We start from the raw sequence: 26,791 nt of genomic DNA on the forward strand, positions 1-26,791 counted from the left end.
CATGGGCTAGGGGGAATGGCACAATTCCCTCGTTTCGCGACACGCCGGTCAGCCGGGAGACAGCGACCCCAGCGGCAGCTTCGCGCTCTCCTTCAAGCGGTCGAGCACGATCGAGGAGCGCACATGGGCGACGCTCTGATGCGGCATCAGCACGTTGTTGACGATGTCGGACAGGCTCTTGAGGTCGCGCAGCACCACCTTGAGCAGATAGTCGGAATCTCCGGTGAGCGCATAGGCCTCCTGAATGTCGTCGACGCGGTTGACCAGCGCGCGGAACTTCTGGGCGTTGTCGGGCGAATGCGTCGCCAGCGTGATCTGGATGAAGGCGATCAGCTCGAAGCCGAGCGAGCGGGCGGCGAGCTCAGCGCGATAGCCGGCGATGACCCCGTCCTCCTCCAACCGCATCCGCCGCCGCGAGCATTGCGAGGCCGAGAGGCCGGCGATCTCGGCCAGCTCCTGGTTGGTCAGGCGGCCGTCGTCCTGCAGCGCGGCGAGGATACGGAGATCGAAGCTGTCGACCGAAATCATGCGTCAAATTCCAAGAATGTGCACGGATCGTGCATAGATCTACGAAAATGACAATGGTTTGCATGCCCCGTGCGCGCGTTTCGGGAGATCATTGGCTAAGACAGCCAAGGGAGCTTCCGCCGATGGGTCCGTTTCCGCACGATGCGCCGCCTGCCACCATCTCCGCCGACAACCCGATGGGTACGGATGGTTTCGAGTTCGTCGAATATGCCCATCCCGACGCCGGCGAGCTGCATGCGTTGTTCAAGCTGATGGGCTTTGCGGCGGTCGCGCGCCACAAGACCAAGGCGATCACGCTGTATCGCCAGGGCGACATCAACTACCTCGTCAACGAGGAGCCCGGCAGCCACGGCCACGACTTCGTCGCCGCGCACGGCCCCTGCGCGCCGTCGATGGCGTTCCGTGTCGTCGACGCTGACAAGGCCTATGCCCGGGCGATCGCGCTCGGCGCCGAGCCGGCCGATCTGTCGCCGCAGCAGAAGACGCTCGACGTGCCCGCGCTCAAGGGCATCGGCGGCAGCCTGCTGTATCTGGTCGATCGCTATGGCGCCAAGGGTTCGGCCTACGATCTCGAATTCGACTGGACCGGTGCGCGCGACCCGCGGCCTGCGGGCTCGGGCCTGTACTACATCGACCATCTGACTCACAACGTGCACCGCGGTCGCATGGACGTGTGGGCCGGCTTCTACGAGAAGCTGTTCAACTTCCGCCAGATCCGCTTCTTCGACATCGAGGGCCGAGCCTCCGGCCTGTTCTCTCGCGCGCTGACCAGCCCCGACGGCAAGATCCGGATCCCGATCAACGAGGATGCCGGCGACGCCGGTCAGATCGAGGAATATCTCAAGACCTATCGCGGCGAGGGCATCCAGCACATCGCCTGCGGCGCGCGCGACATCTACGCGACCGTCGAGGGCTTGCGTACCTCCGGCCTGCCGTTCATGCCGTCGCCGCCCGAGACCTATTTCGAGCGCATCGATGCGCGGCTGCCGAAGCATGGCGAGGACATAGCACGCCTGAAGCGCAACGGCATCCTGATCGACGGCGAGGGGGTCGTTGCCGGCGGCCACACCAAGGTGCTGCTGCAGATCTTCTCCGCCAATGCGATCGGCCCGATCTTCTTCGAGTTCATCCAGCGCAAGGGCGACGACGGCTTTGGCGAAGGCAACTTCAAAGCGCTGTTCGAGTCGATCGAGGAAGACCAGATCCGCCGCGGCGTGCTGAAGGTCGAGGCGGCGGAGTAGGTGTGCAGGTGGGCCGGTCTGATCGAACTTACCGTCCCGCCTTCCACGCACTCACCAGCGCCCCGATCTCCGTCACCTCCGGCTCGCGGATGTTGGACGGGGTCCGCGAGAACCGCGGTGCGGGGGCGGGCTGCGTCACGCCGTGACGCTCGACGAAGACACCACGCGCGGCCATGTGAGCGTGCTTCGGGGCTTCCGCCATCGTCAGCACCGGCGCGAAGCAGATGTCGGTGCCTTCCATGATGCTGCACCACTCCTCGCGCGTCTTGCTCTTGAAAACCGCGACCAGCTTCTCCTTCAGCGCCGGCCAGGCGCGCGGATCCATCTGGGCGTCGAAGGCGGGATCGGAGAGGTCGGCGTGCTGGCGCAGCAGCGCGTAGAACTGCGGTTCGATCGAGCCGATCGAGATGAAATTGCCGCAGGCGCACTCGTAGACGCCGTAAAAGTGCGCACCGCCATCGAGGAGGTTGCGCTCGCGTCCCTCGGTCCAGCGGCCCATCGCGGTGAGATCGAAGAACATCGCCAGCAGCGACGCGGCGCCGTCGCACATCGCGGTGTCCACGACTTGGCCCTTGCCGGACTTCGAGGCTTCCAACAGCGCGGCGAGCACGCCGACCACGAGATAGAGCGCGCCGCCGCCGAAATCGCCGACGAGGTTGAGCGGCGGCACCGGGCGCTCCTTCGGGCCGATCGCGGCCAGCGCGCCGGTGATCGAGATGTAGTTGATGTCGTGGCCGGCCGCCTGCGCCAGCGGTCCTTCCTGGCCCCAGCCGGTCATGCGACCGTAGACCAGCCTTGGATTGCGCGCGAGCACGACATCGGGACCCAGCCCGAGCCGCTCCATGACGCCGGGACGAAACCCCTCGATCAGCGCGTCGGCGCCGGCAAGCAGGTCGAGCACATCCGCGATGACGGCCTTATCCTTGAGATCGAGCTCGATCACCTTGCGGCCGCGGCCGGCGACGGACTTCATGGTCTTGCGCGCGCCGATGCGATCGAGCGTGACGACCTCAGCGCCCATGTCGGCCAGCAGCATGCAGGCGAACGGACCCGGTCCGATGCCGGCGAACTCGACGATGCGGACTCCGGAAAGCGGGCCGGTGGCGCGGGTCTGAGTGTTTGGTGCGGTCTTGTCGAGCACGTCGTTGTGTCCTTGCTTCGCGCGTCTTGTCGCTTGCGTGTCCTGATCTGCAATTGTCCTGCGTGCATCAGGCCAACGCAAGCGCGCTGTATGCCGCAAAGCAAAACGGCGCGCATTGCTGCGCGCCGTGTGGAATTTGTTGTGCCGCTCTGCGGAATGATCCGCGGCTTACACTCAGCCCGCAGCTTGAACCGCGCGCTGCGCCATCACCTTCACCAGATTGGCGCGGTAATCGGCCGAGCCGTGGATGTCGCTGAGCAGGCCCGACGCGGACACGCTCACGCCGTCGATGGCCGATGCCGACCAGTTCGACTTCAGCGCCGCCTCGATCGCCGACACCCGCATCACGCCGCTCTGCGAGGCGCCAGTGGCGGCAACGCGGACATCGCCGCCCTTGGTCTTGGTGACGAACACGCCGGTCAGCGCGAAGCGCGACGCCGGGTGGCGCATCTTGGCGTAGCCGGCCTTCTCGGGAACCGGGAACGACACCTCGGTGATGATCTCGCCGTCTTCCAGCGCCGTCGTGAACAGGCCCTTGAAGAAATCATCCGCCGAGATCGACCGCTTGTTGGTCTTCACGGTGGCGCCGAGCGAGACCAGCGCGGCGGGGAAATCCGCCGCCGGGTCGTTGTTGGCGATCGAGCCGCCGATCGTGCCGCGCGAGCGCACGGCGGGATCGCCGAGCACCGAGGTGAGATGGGCGATCGCGGGGATCGCCTTCTTCACGTCGGCATTGGTCATGATGTCGTAATAGGTCGTCGCCGCCTTAATGATGAGCGTGTCGCCCGAGAGCTGCACGCCGATCAGGTCCTTGATCTTGCCGATGTCGATCACATCGGAGGGACTGGCGAGGCGCTGCTTCATGACCGGGATCAGGGTGTGACCACCGGCAAGAAACTTGGCTTCGCTGCCCTTGGCGAACAGCGCTGCAGCCTCGTCGACCGAGGAGGCGCGATGATAGGTCGTCTGGTACATGGTTGCTCCTCCCGTTCGATCAGGCGTTGCCGTGGATCGCGTGCCAGACGCGATCCGGCGTTGCCGGCATTGCAAGCTTGTTGTTGCCGATCGCATCCGTGATCGCGTTGATCACGGCCGCCGAGGCGCCGATCGCGCCGGCCTCGCCGCAGCCCTTCACGCCGAGCGGGTTGCCCGGGCAGAGGGTCGTGGTGTGGCTGAGCTTGAACGACGGCACGTCGTCGGCGCGCGGCATCGCATAGTCCATGAACGACGCGGTGACCGGCTGGCCATTGCTGTCATACATGGCATGCTCAAGCAGCGCCTGGCCGATGCCCTGGACGAGGCCGCCATGAACCTGGCCCTCGACGATCATCGGGTTGATCAGCCGGCCGAAATCATCGGCCGCGACGAAGTTGACGAACGACGTCTTGCCGGTGGCCTCGTCGACCTCGAGCTCGCAGATATAGGTGCCGGCCGGGAAGGTGAAGTTGGTCGGATCGTAGAAGGCGCTCTCCTTCAATCCGGGCTCCATGCCGTCCGGCAGGTTGTGCGCGGTGTAGGCCGCCAGCGCGACCATCGGCAGCGCGATCGACTTGTCGGTGCCGGTCACCTTGAACTCGCCGTTCTCGATGACGATGTCGCCTTCCGACGCCTCGAGTGCGTGGGCCGCGATCTTCTTGGCCTTGGCCTCGACCTTCTCCATCGCCTTGAGAATGGCGGTGAGGCCGACGGCCGCCGAGCGCGAGCCGTAGGTACCCATGCCGAACTGCACCTTGTCGGTGTCGCCATGGACGATCGAGACCTGGCTGATCGGCACGCCCAGGCGGTCGGCGATCAGCTGGCAGAAGGTGGTCTCGTGGCCCTGGCCGTGGCTGTGCGATCCGGTAAGCACCTCGATGGTGCCGACCGGGTTGACGCGGATCTCGGCCGATTCCCACAGGCCGACGCCGGCGCCGAGGCTGCCCACCGCCTTCGACGGCGCGATGCCGCAGGCCTCGATGTAGCAGGACAGGCCGATGCCGCGCAGCTTGCCCTGCGCCTTGGCGGCCGCCTTGCGCGCCGGGAAGCCGGCATAGTCGATCGCCTTCATCGCCGCGTCGAGCGACGCGTTGAAGTCACCGGTGTCGTAGGCCATGATCACCGGGGTCTGGTGCGGGAACTGGGTGATGAAGTTCTTGCGGCGCAGCTCGGCCGGGTCGACCTTGAGCTGACGCGCCGCCGTTTCCACCAGCCGCTCCAGCAGGTAGCTCGCCTCGGGACGGCCGGCGCCGCGATAGGCGTCGACAGGGGTGGTGTTGGTGTAGACGCCCATCACCTCGGCATAGATCGCCGGGATGTTGTACTGGCCCGACAGCAGGGTCGCGTACAGATAGGTCGGCACCGACGACGAGAACAGCGACATGTAGGCGCCGAAATTGGCGTGGGTCTTGACCCTGAGGCCAATGATCTTGTTGTCGCCGTCGAACGCCATCTCAGCCTTGGAGATGTGGTCGCGGCCGTGCGCGTCGGTCAGGAACGCCTCGGTGCGGTCGCCGGTCCACTTCACCGGACGGCCGACCTTCTTGGAGGCCCACAGCGCCACCATCTCTTCCGGATAGATGAAGATCTTGGAGCCGAAGCCGCCGCCGACGTCGGGCGCGATCACGCGCAGCTTGTGCTCGGGCGCGATGTTGTAGAACGCCGACAGCACGAGGCGGGCGACGTGCGGGTTCTGCGACGTGGTGTAGAGCGTGAAGTGCTCCTCGGCGGCGTCATAGTCGGCGATCGCCGCGCGCGGCTCCATCGCGTTCGGCGCCAGGCGGTTGTTGGTCAGCTCGAGGCTGACGACGTTGGCGGCCTTGGAGAAGGCGGCGTTGACGGCGGCCTCGTCGCCGATATGCCAGTCATAGACGACGTTGCCGGGGGCTTCCGGGTGGAGCTGCGGCGCGCCGGCCTTCAGAGCGGAGGGCATGTCGGCCACCGCCGGCAATTCCTCATATTCGACCACGACCGCTTCGGCGGCGTCGCGCGCGAGGTTCTTGCTGTCGGCGATCACGACGGCGACGGCCTGACCGACGAAGCGCACGGTCTCCGGCGCCATCGCCGGCCATGCGCCCATCTTCATCGGCGAGCCGTCCTTGGAGGTGATGGCCCAGCCGCAGATCAGGTTGCCGACCTTGTCGTCGACGATCTGCTTGCCGGTCAGCACCGCGACCACGCCCGGCATCGCCTCGGCGGCCGAGGAGTCGATGCTCTTGACCTTGGCGTGGGCGTGCGGGCTGCGGATGAAATGGGCATAGGTCATGCCCAGAAGCTTGATGTCGTCGACATACCGGCCCTTGCCGGTGATGAAACGCTTGTCCTCCTTGCGGACGACGCTTGCGCCAATGCCTTCCATACCCATGCGAATCTCTCCCCTACCGGAGTTTTGCTGTCCCGCCGCGGCCATCGCGCGCAGCGGTCGTGGTCTCGGTATTGATTGAAGACGTCGAAAGCCGACGGTCCGGCAGCCTTTATTACTCGGCGGCCTGGGCGACCTTCATGCGGCCCGCGGCGTCGAGCACGGCCTTGACGATGTTGTGATAGCCGGTGCAGCGGCAGATGTTGCCCTCGAGCTGCTCGCGGACGGTGGCCTCGTCGAGCTCCCCTCCGTGGCGGTGCACAATATCGATGGCCGACATGATCATGCCGGGCGTACAATAGCCGCATTGCAGGCCGTGATTGTCGCGGAAGGCGGCCTGCATCGGGTGCAGTTCGTCGCCCTTGGCGATGCCCTCGATGGTGGTGACGTTGGCGCCGGCAGCCTGGCCGGCGAGCACGGTGCAGGACTTCACGGCCCGGCCGTCGATATGGACGACGCAGGCGCCGCATTGGCTGGTGTCACAGCCGACATGGGTCCCGGTGAGATTGAGATGATCACGCAAGAGGTGCACGAGCAGGGTGCGATCCTCGACCTCAGCCGAGACCGCTTTGCCGTTCACCGTCAGTTTGACTGTCGACACGAGTAACCTCCCGATGAATTATTCTTATTCTGATTAGAAACAGCGCCCTCAGAACTTTGCAACTCGAATTTTCGTCTGAGATGTCATTGCGACGTCTTGTACGAGCCGTCGCGATTCGGTCGCATCTGCCCGCCGCGGAGGAGGAGCCCGTTGGGTGTCGCCTCGACGCCGGACTGTATGCGGGTGCTGCCCATTTACTGGACCTTAGCCATTGTGACCTAGATTTGATCACGTTCGGGTGCGCTGCGCCCGGCTGGCCCGTTCTGGTCACACTCGAGAATCGACGTCGGGGGTTGGGAATGTCTGCGCGTCTGGCGCCGCAGTCGCGGCGTGGCAACGGTCTTGCCTTGCGCTTCCGCGCCAAGATATTTCTCGGCTTTGCGGTCGTCCTGGCGATCTCCGCCGCCAGCATCGGGTTTGCGTATGTCGGCTTCGAGAAGGTGGCGGCCGCCGTCGAATCCTACCGGATCAGCGTCGCCGAGGCCGATGCTGCCAGGACCATCGACCGCGAGCTCGTCTCCTATCAGGCGCTCGCGCGCTATTTTGCGCTGACCGGAAAGCCGGAGGACGAGGCGGCGGCCACCGCCGCTCAACAGTCGTTGCAGACCGCGATCGACAAGTCGATGGCGGCGGCCGGCGCGGCGGACCGGCGCGCCCAGCTCAGCAAGCTGCAAGCGCAGTTTCAGACCTTCGCCAAGATCTTTTCCGAGATTGTCACGCTGACGCGCGACAACGCCAAGCTGGCCACGGATCAGATCGGGATCCTTGGCAACAAGATCCGCTTCAAGTTCGACGATCTCGCCGATACGGCGGCGCTGGCGGGGCTTCCGACAGTGCAGACCACGGCCAAGGACCTGACCGGCCAGTATCTCACCGCCTCAGCCCTGGTCGGCACCTTCCTGGCCAAGCCGGATCCGAAGACGGCCGATGGTGCCATCGCCCGGACGCGCTTCCTGGAGACGTCGCTGGTTACGATCTACGCCAATGACGAGAAGATCACCCAGCGCGTTGCGGAGCTCGGCGACCTCATCAAGCAGTACCGTGCCGCCTTCATCAAGTTCTCCGACAATTCGAAGGCGCTGGCGAAACTGGTGCAGGACATGGGCTCGGCAGCGACCGAGATTCTCGGCCTGTCGGGCGGGCTGCGGTCCGACCTCGCGGCCGACCAGCAGCGGATCGAGGCCGCCAGCAAGGCGACCATCGGCGAGATCGAGCGGCTGATTGCGATCCTGGCGATCGGCGGCCTGGCACTCGGTGCCGCGCTGGCCCTGATGCTCGGCAACGGCATCTCCAAGCCGATGATCACGATGTGCAAGGCGATGCGCGAGCTCGCCTCCGGCAATTTCGATGTCCGTCTGCCGGGCCTCGGCCGCGCCGACGAGATCGGCGAGATGGCCGCGGCCGTCGAGGAGTTCAAGGTGCAGGCGGTGGCCAAGGCGGAGCGTGACGCAGCCAGCCAGGACGCCCAGAACAAGGTCGCCGGCGCGGCGCGCCGGGCCGAGCTGATCCGCTTTGCCGACCAGTTCGAGACCGCCGTCGGCTCCATCGTGTCCAACGTCTCGACCTCGGCGCAGCAGCTCGAACACGCCGCCTCGACGTTGACGCGGACCGCCGAGACCACCCAGTCACTGGCAAGCCGGGTCAGCGGCTCCTCGGATCAGGCCACCGGACGGATCCAGTCGGTGGCGAGCGCGACCGACGAGCTGTCGGCCTCGGTCAACGAGATCGGCCGCCAGGTTCGCGAATCCAACCGTATCGCCGAGTCCGCCGTGGCGCAGGCCGAGGAGACCGACGGCCGCATCGGCAAACTGTCGCGGGCGGCGCAGGAGATCGGCGACGTGGTCAAGCTGATCACCGCGATTGCCGAGCAGACCAACCTGCTGGCGCTCAACGCCACCATCGAGGCGGCGCGCGCCGGCGATGCCGGGCGCGGCTTCGCGGTGGTCGCCTCCGAGGTCAAGTCGTTGGCCGAGCAAACCGCCAAGGCGACCGACGACATCTCCAACCACATTTCCGGCATGCAGGCCGCGACCCAGGAGTCGGTGACCGCCATCAAGCAGATCGGTGGCACCATTCGCCAGATCTCGACCATCGCCTCGTCGATCGCGACCGCGGTCGAGCAGCAGGGCGGGGCGACCCAGGAGATCGCCAGGAACGTGCAGAGCGTCGCCGCCGGCACGCAGGCCGCGGCGACCGACATCACCCAGGTCAATCGCGGTGCGACCCAGACCGGCGAAGCCTCGGAGGAGGTGCTGCGCTCGGCCCAGTCGCTGTCGTCCGAGAGCGCAAGGCTGCGCGAGGAGCTCAACCGCTTCATGGCGAACATCCGCGCGGCGTAGCGGCGCTGGATCGGCCACTGCCCGCTCCATCGCTGCCCGATCATTTGCCGCGATAGCCGCCTCACATTCCGCTGTCGTCCCTGCGAACACAGGGACTCATACGCCGCGGCGGTCGTGTGACGGGTGGTATTGATCGCCTGCCCCAATCCTGCATCACGCGGTATGGGTCCCGGGTCGGCGTCCGCCGACGCTTCGCGTCAGCGGACTTGCCCGGGACGACAGTTGTGTGTGAACGCGGGACAGGGGGCCAACTTGCGGGCAACGCCACTGGCACGCCTTCCTCAGCCGAGTTCCCCCGCCATTCCCGGAACCCACGGTCCGACGAGACGTTGAGTCGCAGCGGCGGGACATCGCTGCCGCAATTGCTTCATCCTCTCCGGTCAAGTTGTCGGTGCTGTCTCGCGCCGTCGCAGTGGGATTCCATGGCACCCCGGCAGGCATCGTTCCCCAATCTGCGCGTCATCACATCGGAGCCGCCCGGCGAGGCCGCGCGGAAACCGTCGGCTGACGACGACCGCATCATCGAGACCAACATCCCCGCGCGGCTCGATGATCTCCGCTGGAGTCCGTTCCACACCCGCGTGGTGCTGGCGCTCGGCATCACCTGGGTGCTCGACGGGCTCGAGGTGACACTCGCCGGCGCGCTGTCCGGTGCGCTCAAGCAGAGCCCGACCCTGCACTTCTCCAATCTCGACATCGGGCTGGCCAACAGCGCCTATCTCGCCGGCGCCGTGCTCGGCGCACTCGGCTTCGGCTGGCTGACCGACCGCATCGGCCGTCGAAAACTGTTCTTCATCACGCTGGCGCTTTATCTGTCCGCGACCGCGGCCACCGCCTTGTCGTGGAATGTCGCGACCTACGCGCTGTTTCGTTTCCTCACCGGTGCCGGCATCGGCGGCGAATACACCGCGATCAACTCGACGATCCAGGAACTGGTGCCGGCGCGCTATCGCGGCTGGACCGACCTGATGATCAACGGCAGCTTCTGGCTTGGAGCCGCGCTCGGTGCGGTCGGCGCCATCGTGCTGCTCGATCCGGCATTCGCCGGACCGGACGTCGGCTGGCGGCTGGCCTATGGCATCGGCGCCTGTCTCGGCCTCGTCGTGTTGATCATGCGCATGTGGATTCCGGAAAGTCCGCGCTGGCTCATGATCCACGGCTACCCCGAGCAGGCGCATGACATCGTCACTGCGATCGAGCGCGACGTCACCGGCCACGACCGCGAGGAGCGCGCGACATCGCTGCCCAAGATCAAACTGCGCATGCGCGATCATACGCCGCTTGCCGAGGTCGCACGCACGCTGTTCTCGGTCTATCGCCAGCGTTCCCTCGTCGGCCTGACCCTGATGATCGCGCAGGCGTTCTTCTACAACGCGATCTTCTTCACCTTCGCGCTGGTGCTGACCGACTTCTACGGCATCAAGGCCGATCACGTCGGCTGGTACATCCTGCCCTTCGCGGCCGGCAACGTGCTCGGCCCGCTGCTGCTCGGCCGCCTGTTCGACACGCTCGGCCGCCGGGCCATGATCACGTTCACCTACGGGGTCTCGGGCGTGCTGCTGGCGATCACCGGCTATCTGTTCTCGATTGACGTGCTGAGCGCGCAGACCCAGACCGCCGCATGGATGGTGATCTTCTTCTTTGCGTCGCCGGCGGCGAGTGCCGCGTACCTCACCGTGTCGGAGAATTTTCCGCTCGAGGTACGCGCGCTTGCGATCGCGCTGTTCTATGCTGTCGGCACCGGCATCGGCGGTGTTGCGGGGCCGGCATTGTTTGGCGCGTTGCTCGACAGTGGTGCGCGCGGTGCGGTCTTCGCCGGCTATCTGTTCGGTGCGGCGCTGATGGGCGTGGCGGCGTTCGTGGCCTGGCGCTATGCGATCGCGGCCGAGCGCAAGTCGCTCGAGCAGGTTGCGCGGCCGCTGGCCGTGTTGGAGTAGTCGCGCATGTCCGATAATTCCGAGTTGATCGTTCCTCAGACCTCCGTGCCCGCGGAGCTGGTTCCGACGCCGGTCAGCCTGGTGCCGCATCTGCGCGAGGTCGCGATCCTGCTCGATATCGACGGCACGCTGCTCGATCTCGCGACGACGCCGCGCGAAGTGTGGGTACCGCCTGGGTTGTCGGAGACATTGAACATCCTGATGCAGCGCACCTCCGGCGCGCTCGCACTCGTGTCCGGCCGGTCGTTGAACGACATCGATCTGATCTTCGCGCCCGAGATGTTTCCCGCTGTCGGCGGCCATGGCGCGGAGATGCGTCTGGCGGGCGGCAGCGAGGCCGACGCGATCAAGGCGCCGCCGCTGGACAAGGAACTCAAGCGCAGGCTTGCGGCGATCGCGAAGCTCAGTCCCGGCATTCTGCTCGAAGACAAGGGCTATTCGCTGGCGCTGCATTATCGGCTCGCGCCGCAAGCGGAGAAGGCGATCTACGAAGCGGTCTCGCGCATCCGCGCCGAGCTGCCGGGTGCGCCGATCGAGGTGCTGCCCGGCAAATGCGTCTGCGAGATCAAGCCGGCCGGCTTCACCAAGGCGAGCGGCGTGCGCGAGCTGATGCGGCATGCGCCGTTCGAAGGGCGCAGGCCGTTCTTTATCGGCGACGACGTCACCGACGAATCGGTGTTTGCGATCATGCCTGACTTCGCAGGCCTGTCGTTCTCGGTCGGACGCCGCGCCCTCGGCGTCGACGGGCATTTCGACGCACCGGATGACGTGCGCGCATTTCTTTCGCAATTGGCGCAACTCGGAACTAATTCGACATCTTCACGATAAGCCTCGTAGTTCCATCTGCGTGGTGTTCGCACATCGTGCGTGATGTCTTCGATTAGAAATGCTCTGAGATGGCGTACGCTGCGATGACATCGCGCGGCTGCCTGAATTTGGTTTCAATTGGTTGAAAGGGTGGCCCGGAACCATATTGATGAACAGCTGTTAACCGACATGACCAACAGGAGGGGAGCTGTGAACCTCGTCGTGGTTTCGAATCGGGTGGCGCGTGGCAAGGCCAACGAGCCAATGACCGGCGGACTTGCGGCAGCTCTGCTGCCCGTTGTGGAAAAATCCGGGGCAGTATGGGTGGGTTCCTCTGGTCGTGTGCGTGATGGCGCGCAGATGGAACCGATCGCGGAGATCGAACAGCTCGGTGAGGGCGCGCTGGCGCTGCTGGATCTGCCGGCGGCACATTATGCCGGCTACTACGAAGGCTTCGCGAATTCCGCACTGTGGCCGGCGCTGCACTCGCGCAGCGATCTGATCCGCGTCTCTCAGGACGACTACGACTCCTATCGCGAGGTCAACGCCTTCGTCGCGCGTGCGCTGCTGCGCTTCCAGAAGCCGGACACGCTGTTCTGGATCCAGGACTATCACTTCCTCTCGCTCGGAGCCGAGCTGCGCAGGCTGGGCGTGAAGAGTCCGCTCGGATTCTTCCTGCACACGCCGTGGCCGGCGCGCGGCGTCATCGACAGCGTGCCGAACCACCGCGATCTCGTCACGGCGATGCTTGCCTATGACCTGATCGGCTTCCAGACCGAGGACGATCGCGAAAACTTCACCGCCTGCGTCCGCGCCGATCTCGGCCTGCAGGTGCGCGACGGCATCGTCAAGTCGCTGCATGGCCGCACCCGTCTCGCGGTGTTTCCGATCGGCATCGATGCCGACAGGTTCGCGCAGCAGGCGGCGAAGGCGGTCGCGCATCCGGACGTCTCGCGGCTGCGCCGCAGCCTGCACGGCGAGAAGCTCGCAATCGGCGTCGACCGGCTCGACTACTCCAAGGGGCTCGTCAACCGCATCAACGCCTTCGACCGGATGTGGACGATGCACCCGGCCTTGCTGCGTACTGCGTCGCTGCTGCAGATCGCGACACCGTCGCGCGAGGCGATCGAGGCCTATGGCCAGCTGCAGAGCGAGGTGGCTCGCCTGGTCAGCGATGTGAATGGCCGCCATGGCGAGGCCGATTGGACGCCGATCCGCTATCTCAACAAGGGTTATGGCCAGAGCGTTCTGGCGGGACTCTATCGTAGCGCGCAGGTCGGTGTGGTGACGCCGCTGCATGACGGCATGAATCTCGTCGCCAAGGAATATGTCGCAGCCCAAAGCCCGGTCGATCCCGGCGTGCTCGTGCTGTCGAAATTCGCCGGTGCCGCCAACGAGCTCGATGCCGCGCTGCTGGTCAATCCGCACGACATCGACGGCATGGCCCGCACCATCGCGCTGGCGCTGGCGATGCCGCTGAATGAGCGTCGGATGCGCTACGAGATCCTGATGGCCAAGCTGCGGCGCCATTCCATCCAGCAATGGTTCGCGGATTTCCTCGAGGCGCTGCAGGACGGTGATAGCGCCGAGATCGAGCCTCTGCCGGCGCCGTCGGCCGGCTTCCTCGCCGGACGGCTGGCGTCATCGAGCGCGCGCTATCACTGAGCCTTTACGGCTGATCGCGCCGTTGCGCCCTTGGCCGTCCCCTCAATGGCAGTACGAAACGCCGTCCAGCACCGCGCAGCGCAGCTTGTTCGGCGAGCTCGGATTGTCCATCGGCACCATGCCGTTGCCCTGGCCGACGAATACGCCGGGCCCAACCACCACCGAGGCCTTGTTGCCGACGATCACCGAGGGGTGCGGCTTGAGGCTGGACTTGGTCCCGTCCGGCCACAGGATGGCGTCGCCCTGCCAGATGCCCTTGCGGCCGTCGTCACAGGTGACGTCGACGCCCTGCCGGGTGCATTGATCGGCCCGCGCGGCGCCGATTGCGGCCATGCAGAGGGCCGCGGTCAGCATCAGGACGGAGCGGAAACGGGGGGATTGCGGCATGGGCACATGTCCTCGTGGGCCGCCCCGACCAGGGAGCGCAAATCAGTGGTCGCGCCATCGCTGCGGCCGGTTCACCAGCCCCCGCAGGCCTCTGACGGGGCACCGCTCCAACTCGGAGATCGGCCCGATTTTCGATCTTTCGCAAGGATTTGGAGGAAATTTGGCCCGAACCGCTCCACCCCGCTTGCAAAACGCCCCCGACCCCGCCAAGAGAGGGCCGCCGGAGAGATGGCCGAGTGGCTTAAGGCGCACGCTTGGAAAGCGTGTGTGCGGGAAACCGTACCGTGGGTTCGAATCCCACTCTCTCCGCCAGCATGGGCTCCAGCGCCGGTTCTCTGGGCGATGTCGGCGGCGAAAAAGCCCAGCATATGCGGGCATTTCTTATTTCGGGTCCGTTAGGTCAAATCTGGCGAGGGGTCGATTTTTCTCCGAATCGGCGGTTTTTCTCCGGACCCAAACGACGAGCTCCCGCAGCCGTCGCGGTTTCGGGAGTCTTGCTTTACGGTTCCTTTTGCCGTTCGGCCGCGATCCAGCCGGGACGGTCTCTATCCCGTACAGCGTCGGATCGATTTGCCCGCCCTTGGCGACCGGCGATGCTGCAGTGCTGGTCAGGCCGGCCAGCACTGGGTGCCGCCGTCGATGCGCAGCACTTGCCCCGAAACGAAAGCGCCCATCGGGCCTGCGAAGAATTCGACGACGCGCGCGACCTCGTCGACAGTGGCGATGCGGTCGAGCGTGCCGGTCTCGACCAGGCGGTCCGGGTCGACAGCGCGGGTGCCGAGGAAGCGGCCGGTGCGGGTATCGCCAGGCGCGATGCAGTTGACGGCGATGTCGTACGGGCGGAGCTGATCGGCAAGGCAGCGCGTGTAGTGCGTCACGCCCGCCTTCGCCACCGCATAGATCGCACTGTTGGTGCGGCCCTTGAAAGCGGCGACCGAGCCGAGCGTGACGATGCGGCCGCGGCGGCGCTCCATCATGCCGCGCGCAACTGCCTGGCAGGTCAGGATCGTCGAGAGCAGGTTGCGATCGAGCACCGCGCGGACATCGGCCTCCTGAATGTTGACCGCGTCGTTCGGGTCCGGCTTGCCGCCGCCGGCCGCGATATCACCGCCTGCATTGTGAACGAGAATGTCGATGGGACCGAGGGCCGCCTCAGTCTCCGCGATGACTCTTGAAATGTCGTCGGCCTTGGTCAGGTCCCCGAGCGCCCGCATGGTGCGGACGCCAAGGGCGTTGCCGATCTCCGCGGCAACGGCGGTGAGCGTGGTGCCCTCGCCATACTCTGCCGGACCGTTCTCGCGCATGCCATGAATTGCTACATCGGCACCGAGCGCGGCCAGCTTCTCGGCGAAAGCGCGGCCCAGTCCGCGTCCCGCGCCGGTCACCAGCGCGACCCGGCCCGCCAGAGTCTTCGTCGCCTCACGCGATGCCATGATCTTCTCCTTTCAACAATGTCAATCCACCGCGAGATCGAGGCTGATCGCCAGCGCCTGAACCAGGCACATCGGGGCCACCAGGGTGCGTAGCGCCGGTTCGGGCATATCCTGGATCTCGAACACGACGCTCGCGCCGTCGGCGATGGGGCTCAGCAGGCTGTCGGTGATGGAAATGGTCGGCACTCCGCGCCCGACCAGCTCGGCGAACAGTCGCGCCGTATCGGGATAGTAGTTGCGGAAGCTGATCGCGACCAGCGCATCATCGCGCGTCGCCGTGTGCGACTGCTCGTGAATGCTGCCGCCGGTGCCGTCGAGCAGGACAACGCGCCGTCCGAGCTTGCGCAGCACGTAGGCGAGATGGGTCGCGACCGGAAACGAACCGCCGAGGCCGATCAGGTAGATGTCGCGCGCCTTGGCGAGCACTGCGGTCGCGGCGTCGAGCTCGCGCGCATGCACCGACTGGCTGAGCGCCGTCAGCGCCGCCTGCGCTTCCGAGACAAAGCGCGACAGCACCGCGGTCGGCTGACGGCCGAGCACCGACTTCTCCTCGCTCTTCATCCGCGCAAGCCGCGCCTTGTAGCTTGGCGCCACCCCGGCCACCAGGCGCGACCGGAACACCTGCTGCATCTCTGTGAAGCCGCCAAACCCGAGGGCGTGCGCGAAGCGCACGATCGCCGACGGCGGCACGCCCGAGCGCTGGGCGACCTCCGCGACGGTCCCGAGTGCGACATCCGTCGGGTGGTCGAGCACGAACTCGGCGATCTGCTGGAGGCGGCCGGAGAGAGCTCTATGACGCTGCGCGATCGCTCCGCGCAACTCGTCATAGTTCGTCGGGCCGGATGCCTTGTTCATCAATCGAATCTCCAGGTCGGTCCTCTCTCTCTAAGGACATTTTGTCGCGTGGATCAAATATTCCACTTTACAGAAAGAATAGAATGAATATTCTAATCGTCAACAACAAGACACTTCACGGTCGGGAGGGAACGATGAAGATGCGTCAGATTCCACGGCGAAGCGTTCTGAAGGGCAGCCTGATGACGGCAGTCATCGGCGGCACCGGGAGCTTCTTCGGCCCATGGCAGGTGAACCGTGCCTGGGCGCAGGGGAGCAAGCCGATCAAGCTCGGCCTGACCTGTGATGCGAGCGGCCAATACGGCAACAGCGGGCAGGATGATTTCCGCGGCATCAAGATGGCCATCGACGAGATCAACGCCAAAGGCGGCGTGCTCGGGCGCCAGATCAGCTTCATCACCGCCGACACGGAGACGACGCCGGCAACCGGCAGCCGCGTCGCCGAACGCTTCATCACCCGCGAGGACTGCACGATCCTGATCGGCGCGCTGCATTCCGGGGTTGCCAACGCCATCACCCAGGTCGCCAGCAAATACGGTGTGATCTACCTCAACACCAACTCCTCGGCGCCGAGCGAGGCCGGCGAGAATTGCTCGCGCGTCAAGTTCGTCTGGGACGGCAACGGCACCAACTTCTCCAAGGCGTCGGTCAAGAACGCGGTCGAGTCCATCGGCAAGAACTGGATGCTGCTGACCAACGACTATGTCTGGGGTCATACGACCTCTGCCGCCACCAAGGCGCAGGTCGAGGGGGCCGGCGGAAAGATCATCGACAATCTGCTGGTGCCGCAGAATACGCGTGACTTCACCGCCTATCTCCTGAAGATCCAGCAGGCCAAGCCGGATGTCGTGGCGACCGCGATCGGGGGCGACGACATCAAGGCGCTGCGCGAGCAGGTGGCGCAGCTCAAGCTCGACGGCAAGCCGGCCTGGATCAACAATCAGCAGGACTGGCCCGACGTCTGGGGCGCGCCGGACAGCCTGTTCGGCGTGTTCGGCACCACCTGGTATCACAAGCTGCCGCTGCCGGGCGTCGCCGAGTTCGTCAAGAAGTGGCAGGCCGCCAACAAGGACGGCCCGATTCCGGTGCCCGGCAATGTGTCCTACAACGGCTACATGGCGACGCGCGAATTGCTGCGCGCCATCGAGCGCGCCGGTTCGACCAACAACGTCAAGATCATCAAGGAGCTCGAGACCCTCAAGGTCTCCGCGACCGACCGCATGCAGCATTTCGACGCCTACATGGATCCGGCGACGCACCAGATGCAGCAGACGATCTATCTGGCACGGCGCAATGCCAAGCCTGCCGACACGACCGATCTATATGAGCTCATCAGCTGGACGGAGCCGAAAACAGCGGCCGACGATGCGGCGCCGGCCAAATGCAAGCTGACGCCGTATGAGCAGGTGCCGACGGTCGATTCCTGACAGCGGTTTTGTCAGGTCGCAGAAGGGCGGCGCCGGACGCGCCGCCGGCCCCGGGCCGCGTGCGCCGGGCGTAGGCAAAGCCAGTTGCGAGACCAGAATCCGTGTTCGACCTTCTTCCGCATCTCGTCAACGGGCTGACGCTCGGCCTCTTGTTCGCGCTGATCGCGCTCGGATTCATGCTCATTGTCGGGCTGATGGAGCAGATCAACCTGGCGCACGGCTCGCTGTTTGCGCTGGGAGCGTATGTCGCCATGCAGCTCACCGGGCCGCGCCCGCCGCTGCCGGCGGATCTCGCCAAAGCATGGCTCGCGCTGCCGCTCGGCTGGCGCTACGCGGCGACGCTCCTGATCGCGCCGCTCGTCGTCAGCCTCGTCGGCATGGTCATCGAGGTCTGCATGCGGCGCACCTACGGCAAGGACCCGCTCTACGGCCTGCTGCTGACGTTCGGCGCGGCGATGGTGATCGAGGAGCTGATCCGCCTCGTCTGGGGCACGCGCGACTACGTCCTCCAGGTCCCGTCCGCGGTCAACGGCGGCTTCCTGTTCGGAGACCTGATCTGGTCGACCTATCGCTTCTACGCAGCCGGCATCGCGGCGGCGATCATCGGCCTGGTCTGGCTGCTGATCGAGAAGACCTCGTTTGGTGCGACGGTGAAGGCCGGCGCCCATGACAGCGAGATCGTGCGCGCGCTCGGCATCAATCTGGCGCGGCTGAGGCTGCTGGTCTTCGTGTTCGGCACCATGCTCGCGGCGATCGCCGGCATCATCGTCGCGCCGATCTGGGGCATCCGTCCGCATATGGGCGTCGATGCCGTCATCCCTGCGTTCCTCGTCATCGTGCTCGGCGGCGTCGGAAGCTTCTGGGGGGCCGTTGTCGCCGGCCTGCTGGTCGGGCTGTGCGTCGGTCTCGCCGGAGCCTACGCGTCCGAATGGTCGCTGCTGTCAATGTACATTCTGCTCGTTGCCGTCGTGACGTTCCGTGCGCGCGGCCTGTGGGGCAAGAAGAGCGTGCTCGAGGTCTAGGACATGATCGTGGGTTCGTCGACTTCGTCCGATGCGGTGCGCCTCGTCACGCCGACGATGCTGGTGCTCTGGCTCGTGCTCGCAACCGTGCCGCTGTGGATCACGCAGATCGGGCTTTATCCGTATCTCGGAATCGAGATTCTGATCTGGGCGCTCTATGCGCTGGCCTTCAACCTGGTGCTGGGCACCGCCGGATTGCCGTCGTTCGGGCACGGCGCGTATTTCGGCATCGGTGCCTACGCGTTCGGACTGTGTCAGTTCGATATCGCCGCCAATCTCTGGATCTGCCTCGCCGTCGCCGCGCTCGCGGCAGGGGCCGCCGGAGCGCTCGTGGCGCTGTTCATCTCCCACCGCCGCGGCATCTACTACGCCTTCATGACGATCGCCTTCGGTCAGATCTTCTGGACGCTGTCGATCAAGTCGCACCGCATCACCGGCGGCGAGGATGGTCTGCTCAAGATCAGGCGGCTGCCGGCCGATTTCGGCCTGGTGTCGTTCGATCTCACCGACAATGTCGCGTTCTACTATTTCGTGCTCGCGGTCTTCGCGATCGGCGTCGTGGTGTTGTGGCGCCTGGTGCACTCGCCCTACGGCCGCGTGATCGCCGCCATCAGGCAGAGCGAGGTCCGCGCCGCCCATCTCGGATACAATGTCTGGCTCTACAAGGCCTCGGTCTTCACGCTGTCGGCCGCGTTGTCCGGCTTTGCCGGCGGCCTGTTCGCGATGGCGCAGCTCGCTGCATTCCCGGATGTCATGAGCCTTCACCAGTCCGGCTATGTCGTGATGATGACGCTGGTCGGCGGTGGCCTCGTCAGCTTCTGGGGCCCGGTGATCGGTGTGTTGCTGTTCCTTACCGCGCGTGACGTGATCGGGGCACTGACAAACGCCTGGATGCTCTACTTTGGTCTGCTGTTCATGGCGATCGTGCTGTTCCGCCCTGAGGGCATCGCTGGTGCGGTCGCAGCGACCGTGCAGCAGCAGTCGTTCAATGCGCTGCGCCGGCGCGGCAGCTCCGCGATGCGGCTGTTGTTCGGAGGCGGGCGATGAGCATGATCGAGGCCGCAGGCGTGCATGTCCGCTTCGGCGACCGCGTGGTGCTGGAGAGCGTCGATCTGGCGGTTGCCGAGGGCGAATTCCACGGCGTGATGGGGCCGAACGGCGCCGGCAAGACCACCTTCTTCAACGTCCTCACCGGCCGGGTGAAGCCCGATCGCGGATCGATCCGGCTCGGCGGTGAGGACGTCACCGGCCTGAGCCCGCATCGCATCGCCGCCAAGGGCATTGCCCGCTCGTTCCAGATCATGACGCTGTTCGACGAGTTCTCGGCCCGCGACAACGTCATGATGGGCCTGCCCACCTTTCGCGCGCGCGGTCTCGACATGATCCGCGCGGCGGCCGGCGACCGCGGCCTCCTCGACCAGGCGTCCGGAGCGCTTGCGGCGGTCGGGCTTGCCGACAAAGGGGACGTTCGCGCCAAGGATCTGTCCTATGGTGACCGTCGCGCGCTGGAGATCGCGGTCGCGCTGGCCCAGGCGCCGCGGGTGCTCTGCCTCGACGAGCCGACCTCCGGCCTCGGCTCCGACGGCGTGCAGCGGCTTGCTGCCCTGGTCGCGCGGTTGAAGGGCAAGCTCACGATCGTCGCCATCGAGCATGACATGGAATTCCTGTTCTCGCTCGCCGACCGCATCTCGGTCATTCATTGGGGGCAGGTGGTCGCGCGCGGCACGCCGCAGGAGCTGCAGCAGAACGAATGGGTCCGGCGCTCCAATCTGGGAAAATTCGCATGATCCTGGAGGTGGACGCGGTCGATACGTATTACGGCGAGACCCAGGCGCTGTTCGGAGCCTCCATCGCCATCGCTGACGCAAAGGTCTTTGCGCTGCTCGGGCCGAACGGTGCCGGCAAGACCACCATGCTCCGCTCGATCCTCGGGCTGACGCGGCCGCGGCGCGGCGCGGTCCGATTCGACGGCCGCGACGTGACGCGCGAGCCGACGCATGAGATCGCGCGCGCGGGCATCGGCTGGGTGCCCGACGACCGGCGGTTATGCCCAACCCTCTCCGTGGCGCGCAACCTGGCGATTGCGCAGAAGCGTACGCGCTTTCGGCGTTGGACCGTCAAGGAGGCGAGCGAGATCTTCTCGCCGCTCGCCTATCTGATGGAGCGCGACTGCGAAAACCTGTCGGGCGGCGAGATGCAGATGGTGGCGATCGCGCGGGCGCTGATAGGCTCGCCAGGACTGGTGCTGTTCGACGAGCCGAGCCAGGGGCTCGCGCCAAAGATCGTCGGCGACGTGCTCGCTACCATCATGCGCATGAAGCAGGAGGGCATCGCCTCGCTTGTCGTGGAGCAGAATGCGGAGATTGCGTTGTCGGTTGCCGACCATGCCGCCGTGCTCGACCGCGGCCGGATCGTCTGGACCGGCGAGGCCGCCACGCTCCGCGACGACCGCTTGCTTCGTCAGCGTCTGCTGGGAGTCCAATAAGTGTCCGCACCTCTGCTCGTTCTCGATCGCGTCAGCAAGGTCTACACCAGCGGACGCGTCATCCGTCGCCCGACCTTCACGCTCAACGCCGATCTGTCGCTGGACGAGCCGGGCATCGTCGGTGTCGTCGGCCCGAACGGGGCAGGCAAGACCACTTTGTTCGAGATGATGACCGGCTCGAACGCACCGACCTCGGGCCGCGTGCTGGTCGCCGGCACCGACATCCACGGGGTCAAATATCGCGAGCGCGACCGGCTCGCGATCCACTATCATCAGTCCTATCAGGTCAGACGCTTTCGCAAGCGGATTCCGTCGGCGCTCCTGGCGCCGTCGCCGACGGCGACACCGCTCGTGCATCTGTTCGACGAGCCGCAGTTCAACCTGCAGGACGGTTATATCGGCTTCATGCTCGATTTCTTCCGCAAGCTGGCGGGCGAGGGCAGGCTGGTGATCCTCTGCATGCATCCGACGGCGTCCTGGCATCTGGACATTCTCGCCGAGATCGCCGGCCGCTTTCTGTTCGTGGCCGGCGGCGGGGTCACGCAGGTTGCGGACTTTCGCTCCCTGGTCACCGAGCCGCGCTTCCGTCTCTATCTCGGACCGGAGATGACGCGCGCGGCGGATGCGATATGTCATGACGCCGGTTGAATCCGGCAACGCGAACGACAGGAGAGTCCAGTGGCCTATTCGAGCACAGAGCTTTTCATTGCCGGCCGATGGCGTCCCGCCCAATCGGGCAACGTCATCGATGTCAGAAATCCAGCGACCGAAGAGGTGATCGGCAGCGTCGCCCATGCCGGAAAGGCGGACCTCGACGAGGCGCTGGCTGCCGCTGCTGCCGGCTTCAAGGTCTGGCGCAACGTCGCGCCGTTCGAGCGCTGTCGCATCATGCGCAAGGCTGCCGCAATCATGCGCGAGCGCAATGACGAGATTGCGCCGCTCCTGACGATGGAGCAGGGCAAGACGTTGGTCGAAGCCAAGATGGAGGCGATGGCCGCCGCCGACGTCATCGAATGGTTCGCCGAGGAAGCCAAGCGCGCCTATGGCCGCCTCATCCCGGCGCGCGGTCCCGGCATCTACCAGATCGCGATGAAGGAGCCGGTCGGTCCAGTCGCGGCGTTCACCCCCTGGAATTTCCCGATCAACCAGGTCGTGCGTAAGCTCTCAGCCGCGCTCGCCGCCGGCTGCTCGATCATCGTCAAGGCGCCTGAGGAGACGCCGGCCTCGCCAGCCCAGCTCATTCGCGCGTTTGCGGATGCGGGCGTGCCCGATGGGGTCATCAACCTCGTCTACGGCGTGCCGTCGGAAATCTCCGAATACCTGATCCCGCACCCGGTGATCCGCAAGATCTCCTTCACCGGCTCCACCCATGTCGGCAAGCAGTTGAACGCGCTCGCCGGCCTGCACATGAAACGCGCCACCATGGAACTCGGCGGCCACGCGCCGGCAATCGTGTTCAAGGATGCCGATGTCACTTCGGCCGCAAAGATCCTGGCGGCGGCAAAGTATCGCAACGCCGGACAGGTCTGCATCTCGCCGACGCGCATGCTGGTGCAGGACGAGGTATTCCGTGAGTTCGTCGACACGTTCGTGGACAGCGCCAAGGCGTTCAAGGTCGGCAACGGCCTCGATCCGGACTCCAAGATGGGCTCGCTCGCCAACCCGCGCCGCGTTGCTGCGATCGAGGGCATGGTACAGGACGCAGTCGGCAAGGGCGCCAGGCTGGAGACCGGTGGGCACCGCGTCGGCAACAAGGGCTATTTCTACGCCCCGACCGTCGTCAGCGACGTGCCGAAGGAGGCGCGCGCCATGAACGAGGAACCGTTCGCGCCCCTGGCCCTGATCTCGCGCTTCTCGACCTTCGACGAAGTGGTCGAGGAGGCCAACCGATTGCCGTTTGGTCTCGCGTCCTATGCCTTCACCAGCTCGACCAGGACGGCCACTGCGATCGGCTCGGCCGTCGAAGCCGGCATGATGTCGATCAACAGCTTCGGTCTCGCGCTGCCTGAAGTCCCGTTCGGTGGCATCAAGGATTCCGGTTACGGCTCGGAAGGTGGCACCGAGGCGATGGAGGCTTACTTCAACACCAAGTTCATCTCGCAGACTGGCGTATGATCGGCAGCAGAGCTCAGCGGTGGAGGGCGAAGAGGTCAAGGGCGCATCGTGCAATTGAGGCAGCAATAGCTCAGGCTGCGCGGGCGCCGGACCTTTGCAGGCGTGGTGGCATGGACGGCAACTCGGCGTTCATTGCGGCCAGCGCCGATGAGCGGAGCGCGCTTATAGCGGCTTCTCTCTCACCTTCCACGTCCAGGCCTTGCTGAGCAACTGCAGCGCAAGGTCCTCCTTGCGGGCGGGGGTGACGTCGGCCGGGAGACTGCTGGACAACACCGCGCTGAAGTTCCGGTCGATCAAGGCCTGCGACACCCGATCCCTGTAGGCAGAGGCGAGCCTCAGTCCATCGCTCTGTTCGTAGACGCCGCGCGTCAAGACCGACGGCGCGGGAACGGTCACATAGAAATCAGCAATGCTGACGCTCAATCCCGTGCCCAAGCCGGGCGTCGACTCGCTATCCGACACGACCTCCTCGATTTCCTGCGGACAGTCCTTCCTCTCAGGCGTACTCTTCTGCTGCTTGGACACGCGGTACTCGAACGCGAAGTTCGGAAACAGGCTCGTCAGCTTGGCGCTGGAGATCGCGGTCGGCGTGCAGGGCGTTGCGCCGACGAAGTCGCTCTGAGCGAGGCTGAAATAGGTCTGTTGATACGATACGGTTGCAGCCTTGTCGGCGCCGCCGTTGTGATCCTCGATGGCGTGACGCATGGCCCGCATGACGACGTTGCGCGCGAGAACCGGATTGGCCTTCATCGCGGCCAGCGCCAGCTGCTTCCGTGCTCTGGTTTCGCTATCGGCAGCATCGGTGGTGATCGTGCGCTTGCCCGGATCGTAAAGGACCTGCTCCGCAAGCTCCGCCACGTAGTCGCCATAGGTGACGGACTGCTGGAGAAAGGCCGCATCGGCGAGCCAGCGCAATCTGGCCAGGAGTCCGGCGCCCTTCTTCTGACGTATCGCCTCCATCATGCCGGGCGTCGGCCCGTTGGTCGTGAACTTCGCCAGATCATCCGGCTCGACGAACAGAAAGAATCCGTCGTTTCGGCGCTTGGCGAAATCGATGATTGTCGACAGGCTGATGCCCATGTCCATCAGCCAATAGGCGTGAGGGCCGATGAGCGGCGCGTTCAAGATCGCCTGGAAGCGGCCATTGACGGGAGGATTGGGCGATTGCGGCAGGCGGCCGACGCAGAGCAACTCGCCCAGCGAGTCCGACAACACGTCGCTGTCGCTGCACTTGTAGTCCTCGAATCGCTTGCGGATATCATCCCGGGCGAAGGCGACATCGAGCTTGCGCGCGGTCTCGATGTCGCTGACAGGCTGCATTAGTCGGGCCAGGATGCGTGCCTGCGCCTTCCCGGGATCGGCTACGCGCAGGAGAAAGTCGCGCGCAGTCGCGAAGGCTCGCGTCTTCTGAGCCTGATAAGCCTTCATTGCCTTCTGGTAAGCGACGTCGCCGACGATCTGATCGGTCGGAAACAGCTCCGCCGCGATGATGTCGCCGGACCAGTTCGCCGGTTTGACCGTCGCGTTGAGGAAGGTGACGAAATTGCCGTAGCAATCAGCCACCGAGGTCGAGAGATTCACCGATTTGAGCAGCTCTTCGAGCGCCTTGCGGTCCGGAATCTCGAATTGACCGTTGAGAGGCGCGTCATAGAAGAGCGCGTTGCAGGCGCTCCAGCGATGGATGACGATGTTCTGGAGGATCTCCTGGTTCTGCAGAACCGTAGTCTCGATCCGATCGAGCTGCTGCGTCACTTCCTTCCTGAACTGATCCTGGGCCTTGGCCAGATCGGCGATGGCGTTCAGGGTCTTGATCTGCAGATCGATGACCGTATCGAGTTTCCGGTTCACCTCCGCGAACGATTCGCGCAGGAACTTCATGGTCTCGGCATGGCGCTGAGCCGCCGCATCCGGGGCACCGAGACCGACCAGCGAGGTCAGGCCGGCAATGCTGCCGAGGACGTCGCCGGTCGCAAACTTGACGACACTGCCCGCGACGGCCTGCGCCGCCTGCAATCCGTTCACGACATCGTTCGATACGCCGATGTTCCCCGCGATGGTGGCGAGATTGCCAAGCGCGCTCACCGTGCTCTGGATCGATGCGACGGTGTTCTCGATCGATTGCTGAGCCTGCAGCGACTCGACCAGCTTGGTGCGAGCGTCCCCGGCGATGTCCGGAAACAGTCCGCTTTCGACGGCCTGGATCTTTTGTGCGGTGCTCCAGCCGCTGTACGAGACTGCGGCCAGGCTGCGGATCGCCGTCGTGTTGCCGGCGACCTGGTCCTTGAGGGCGTTCAGCTTGACGTTCGCGATCTCCGCATTCCGGCTCAGGGCTCCCAGCCCGGCCTCGACCTTCTGCAGGCGCGAGCCCATTTCCTCCTGATAGGCCTTCAGATTGGATTGAAGGCTGGCAACCTTTCCCTTGATCGCAGCGACATCGTTGCCGATGGCTGCAGATCTCGCCAGGTTTTCGACGCCGAGATTGACTGCGAGATCCAGGCTTTCGGCCTCGAGCATCTGCAGCGCCCGGGGATCGCTCTGGAAGATCTCACTCATCTTCTGGCCTCCGATCTGGAGGTCCTTGACACGCGCCCTCAACTGGTCGGCCGTCATCGTCCTGAGTTGAACGTCGCTGATATGGCTGTTCTTCAGCCCTTGAGCCAGGATGCCGCGCGCGTCGTCCTGCGCCTTGTCGAGGATGGATTTGGTGATCGCATCACCGGCAAGCTTGGAACCCCATGCGGCGGCCGCGGCCGTTCCCTTGGACAGGGGCTCGGGGTCAGTGACCGCCGCATAGGTGAGCGCCGTGGTCTGAAAGTTGAAGTAGGCGGCAACCACTCCGGACGACGACCGTCCTTCGTTGATCTTCGCCTCGACCTTGTAGGCGAGGCGGCTGAAGTCGTCGGGCGCCGTCTCGATCTTTCTGGTGTCGCGATATTGCGTCAGCAGCGCACTGCCGATCGCGGGCCCGAATTCCAGCGCGGCGAGGCCGATCGAAGGCGGCTCCGCCGCCAGGGCCGGCTGAATCAGGAGCGCGGCGACGGCGCAGCCGAGCAGATGCCGGGCCAGGTTCGTCTCGCAGGTGCCAGGATCGCCTTGGAGCCGGATCATTTGCCCTGCTCCTTGTCGAGCCGCGCAGTCAGCGCATCGATCGCTTTGGACAGCGACTCGACGTTCTTGCTCAATAGCTCGTTACTGGCCGTGAGCTCGCTGACCTTCTTCTCGAGCGCCACCGTGGCTTCAATGTTCTTCCTGGAATTCTTGATCTCGTCGGTTGCGCCCAGAGCGCCAAACTTCAGGCAGACGCCGGTCGAATCTTGGGGGTTGCGGATCACATAGTATGTGCCGCTGGGACAACTCGCGTTTCGGCCCTGCGGAAACCCGGTCGCCTCTATCAGCACGTCCTGCGCAAGAGAGGGATGTGAGCCGATAACAACAATCGCCAAAGTCAAACCCGCAATACGCATCAGTTAG

Annotated in this window: 22 protein-coding genes and 1 tRNA gene; 13 read left to right on the forward strand and 10 right to left on the reverse strand. The window is 65.2% G+C overall.

Features of this window, described 5'->3' with window-relative positions:
* Nucleotides 1-48: 48 nt before the first annotated feature.
* Nucleotides 49-528, reverse strand: coding sequence for an Lrp/AsnC family transcriptional regulator (locus tag ACQR07_RS08165; protein WP_434901815.1), 480 nt, complete (start codon nucleotides 526-528; stop codon nucleotides 49-51).
* 122 nt (nucleotides 529-650) lie between these two features.
* Between ACQR07_RS08165 and hppD the strand changes: the two genes are divergently transcribed.
* Nucleotides 651-1,769, forward strand: coding sequence for a 4-hydroxyphenylpyruvate dioxygenase (gene hppD, locus ACQR07_RS08170; protein WP_434901816.1), 1,119 nt, complete (start codon nucleotides 651-653; stop codon nucleotides 1,767-1,769).
* Nucleotides 1,770-1,797: 28 nt separating this feature from the next.
* Here the strand turns inward: hppD and ACQR07_RS08175 are convergent, their stop codons facing one another.
* From ACQR07_RS08175 to ACQR07_RS08190, 4 genes are all read right to left on the reverse strand, one after another.
* Nucleotides 1,798-2,910 (reverse strand): CaiB/BaiF CoA transferase family protein, encoded by a 1,113-nt coding sequence (locus tag ACQR07_RS08175; protein WP_434901817.1) that lies wholly within the window; start codon nucleotides 2,908-2,910, stop codon nucleotides 1,798-1,800.
* Nucleotides 2,911-3,084: 174 nt separating this feature from the next.
* Nucleotides 3,085-3,885: an FAD binding domain-containing protein gene (locus ACQR07_RS08180; protein WP_434901818.1), complete on the reverse strand. Its 801-nt coding sequence runs from the start codon at nucleotides 3,883-3,885 to the stop codon at nucleotides 3,085-3,087.
* A 19-nt stretch (nucleotides 3,886-3,904) separates the two neighbouring features.
* Nucleotides 3,905-6,250 carry a xanthine dehydrogenase family protein molybdopterin-binding subunit gene (locus ACQR07_RS08185; RefSeq protein ID WP_434901819.1) on the reverse strand — a complete coding sequence of 782 codons (2,346 nt, stop codon included), beginning with the start codon at nucleotides 6,248-6,250 and terminating at the stop codon, nucleotides 3,905-3,907.
* A 112-nt stretch (nucleotides 6,251-6,362) separates the two neighbouring features.
* Nucleotides 6,363-6,848, reverse strand: a complete 486-nt coding sequence (locus ACQR07_RS08190) for a (2Fe-2S)-binding protein (protein WP_434866254.1) — start codon at nucleotides 6,846-6,848, stop codon at nucleotides 6,363-6,365.
* A 299-nt stretch (nucleotides 6,849-7,147) separates the two neighbouring features.
* Here ACQR07_RS08190 and ACQR07_RS08195 point away from each other — a divergent pair, with 299 nt between their 5' ends.
* From ACQR07_RS08195 to ACQR07_RS08210, 4 genes are all read left to right on the forward strand, one after another.
* Nucleotides 7,148-9,187, forward strand: coding sequence for a methyl-accepting chemotaxis protein (locus ACQR07_RS08195; protein WP_434901820.1), 2,040 nt, complete (start codon nucleotides 7,148-7,150; stop codon nucleotides 9,185-9,187).
* Between the two features lie 422 nt (nucleotides 9,188-9,609).
* Nucleotides 9,610-11,124, forward strand: a complete 1,515-nt coding sequence (locus ACQR07_RS08200; RefSeq protein ID WP_434901821.1) for an MFS transporter — start codon at nucleotides 9,610-9,612, stop codon at nucleotides 11,122-11,124.
* Between the two features lie 6 nt (nucleotides 11,125-11,130).
* On the forward strand, nucleotides 11,131-11,952 hold the full coding sequence (gene otsB, locus ACQR07_RS08205; RefSeq protein WP_434901822.1) for a trehalose-phosphatase: 822 nt from the start codon (nucleotides 11,131-11,133) through the stop codon (nucleotides 11,950-11,952).
* A 189-nt stretch (nucleotides 11,953-12,141) separates the two neighbouring features.
* On the forward strand, nucleotides 12,142-13,596 hold the full coding sequence (locus ACQR07_RS08210; RefSeq protein ID WP_434901823.1) for a trehalose-6-phosphate synthase: 1,455 nt from the start codon (nucleotides 12,142-12,144) through the stop codon (nucleotides 13,594-13,596).
* A 42-nt stretch (nucleotides 13,597-13,638) separates the two neighbouring features.
* Here the strand turns inward: ACQR07_RS08210 and ACQR07_RS08215 are convergent, their stop codons facing one another.
* The gene (locus tag ACQR07_RS08215; protein WP_434902265.1) at nucleotides 13,639-13,950 is read right to left on the reverse strand and encodes a hypothetical protein; all 312 of its coding nucleotides are present in this window, start codon (nucleotides 13,948-13,950) and stop codon (nucleotides 13,639-13,641) included.
* Nucleotides 13,951-14,205: 255 nt separating this feature from the next.
* Between ACQR07_RS08215 and ACQR07_RS08220 the strand changes: the two genes are divergently transcribed.
* Nucleotides 14,206-14,295, forward strand: a tRNA-Ser gene (locus tag ACQR07_RS08220).
* 296 nt (nucleotides 14,296-14,591) lie between these two features.
* Here the strand turns inward: ACQR07_RS08220 and ACQR07_RS08225 are convergent.
* Both ACQR07_RS08225 and ACQR07_RS08230 read right to left on the reverse strand, forming a co-directional pair.
* A complete protein-coding gene (locus ACQR07_RS08225) occupies nucleotides 14,592-15,416 on the reverse strand; it encodes an SDR family NAD(P)-dependent oxidoreductase (protein WP_434901824.1) in 825 nt (274 codons plus the stop codon).
* Between the two features lie 21 nt (nucleotides 15,417-15,437).
* A complete protein-coding gene (locus tag ACQR07_RS08230) occupies nucleotides 15,438-16,271 on the reverse strand; it encodes a MurR/RpiR family transcriptional regulator (protein ID WP_434901825.1) in 834 nt (277 codons plus the stop codon).
* 134 nt (nucleotides 16,272-16,405) lie between these two features.
* Between ACQR07_RS08230 and ACQR07_RS08235 the strand changes: the two genes are divergently transcribed.
* The 7 genes from ACQR07_RS08235 (at nucleotide 16,406) to ACQR07_RS08265 (ending at nucleotide 23,320) form a co-directional block, all read left to right on the forward strand.
* Nucleotides 16,406-17,698, forward strand: coding sequence for an ABC transporter substrate-binding protein (locus tag ACQR07_RS08235; RefSeq protein WP_434901826.1), 1,293 nt, complete (start codon nucleotides 16,406-16,408; stop codon nucleotides 17,696-17,698).
* Between the two features lie 101 nt (nucleotides 17,699-17,799).
* On the forward strand, nucleotides 17,800-18,720 hold the full coding sequence (locus ACQR07_RS08240; RefSeq protein WP_434901827.1) for a branched-chain amino acid ABC transporter permease: 921 nt from the start codon (nucleotides 17,800-17,802) through the stop codon (nucleotides 18,718-18,720).
* 3 nt (nucleotides 18,721-18,723) lie between these two features.
* Entirely contained in the window at nucleotides 18,724-19,767 is a 1,044-nt protein-coding gene (locus ACQR07_RS08245) for a branched-chain amino acid ABC transporter permease (RefSeq protein ID WP_434901828.1), read from the forward strand.
* Nucleotides 19,764-20,507: an ABC transporter ATP-binding protein gene (locus ACQR07_RS08250; protein ID WP_434901829.1), complete on the forward strand. Its 744-nt coding sequence runs from the start codon at nucleotides 19,764-19,766 to the stop codon at nucleotides 20,505-20,507. Before ACQR07_RS08245 ends, ACQR07_RS08250 begins: the two co-directional genes overlap by 4 nt.
* Nucleotides 20,504-21,205 carry an ABC transporter ATP-binding protein gene (locus ACQR07_RS08255; protein ID WP_434901830.1) on the forward strand — a complete coding sequence of 234 codons (702 nt, stop codon included), beginning with the start codon at nucleotides 20,504-20,506 and terminating at the stop codon, nucleotides 21,203-21,205. Before ACQR07_RS08250 ends, ACQR07_RS08255 begins: the two co-directional genes overlap by 4 nt.
* Nucleotides 21,206-21,853, forward strand: coding sequence for an ATP-binding cassette domain-containing protein (locus ACQR07_RS08260; protein WP_434901831.1), 648 nt, complete (start codon nucleotides 21,206-21,208; stop codon nucleotides 21,851-21,853).
* Between the two features lie 30 nt (nucleotides 21,854-21,883).
* Entirely contained in the window at nucleotides 21,884-23,320 is a 1,437-nt protein-coding gene (locus ACQR07_RS08265) for an NAD-dependent succinate-semialdehyde dehydrogenase (RefSeq protein WP_434901832.1), read from the forward strand.
* A gap of 162 nt (nucleotides 23,321-23,482) precedes the next feature.
* Here the strand turns inward: ACQR07_RS08265 and ACQR07_RS08270 are convergent, their stop codons facing one another.
* Both ACQR07_RS08270 and ACQR07_RS08275 read right to left on the reverse strand, forming a co-directional pair.
* Nucleotides 23,483-26,428: a hypothetical protein gene (locus ACQR07_RS08270; protein ID WP_434901833.1), complete on the reverse strand. Its 2,946-nt coding sequence runs from the start codon at nucleotides 26,426-26,428 to the stop codon at nucleotides 23,483-23,485.
* Nucleotides 26,425-26,784, reverse strand: a complete 360-nt coding sequence (locus ACQR07_RS08275; protein ID WP_434901834.1) for a hypothetical protein — start codon at nucleotides 26,782-26,784, stop codon at nucleotides 26,425-26,427. The genes ACQR07_RS08270 and ACQR07_RS08275 overlap by 4 nt, the downstream gene beginning before the upstream one ends.
* Between the last annotated feature and the right edge of the window lie 7 nt (nucleotides 26,785-26,791).

Source organism: Bradyrhizobium sp. HKCCYLS20291, from assembly GCF_051167715.1.
In the GTDB taxonomy this organism is placed as follows: Bacteria; Pseudomonadota; Alphaproteobacteria; order Rhizobiales; family Xanthobacteraceae; genus Bradyrhizobium.